Origin of the sequence: Streptomyces shenzhenensis (assembly GCF_021462265.1) — a bacterium.
Lineage (GTDB): Bacteria > Actinomycetota > Actinomycetes > Streptomycetales > Streptomycetaceae > Streptomyces > Streptomyces shenzhenensis.
Map to the genome: position 1 here is coordinate 1 of NZ_JAJONF010000216.1, position 369 is coordinate 369.

General features: G+C 73.7%; 1 protein-coding gene. It reads right to left on the bottom strand.

Annotated features, from left to right (window positions below; all coding sequences use genetic code 11):
• On the bottom strand, nucleotides 1-224 hold a 224-nt coding region (locus LQ326_RS47530), incomplete at its 3' end, for a hypothetical protein (RefSeq protein ID WP_234545425.1).
• Nucleotides 225-369 lie beyond the last annotated feature (145 nt).

A 369-nucleotide genomic window follows, 5' to 3' on the forward strand; every position in this document is an offset into this window, starting at 1 on the left:
GTGGTGACCGGGAGGTTGAGCGTGTAGTCGCGGATCCACTGGCCGTTGGGCGCCTGGATACGACGGATGTGGGTGCGCACGAGCGTCGTCGCACCGCTGAGCGTCCCCGGGCGCGGCGGGCTGGACTGATCCGCGTGCGGATCGAAACGCTCCGTGGCGTGAACCGCCGGACGGGCATGGGGACGCAGCCCGTACCAGGAGTCCTTCGGCGCGGGATCGGCCACCCGCGACGCGGGACGGTCATCAACGCTGCCACGGATCGGCGCGGGACGGTGACGACCGGACGGCAGAAGGCTGTTGGCGTCCCCCGGACCCCGGGGCGCCGACGACGGCGTGATCGCCGCCGGGGCGGTCAGGGGGCCCGCGTCG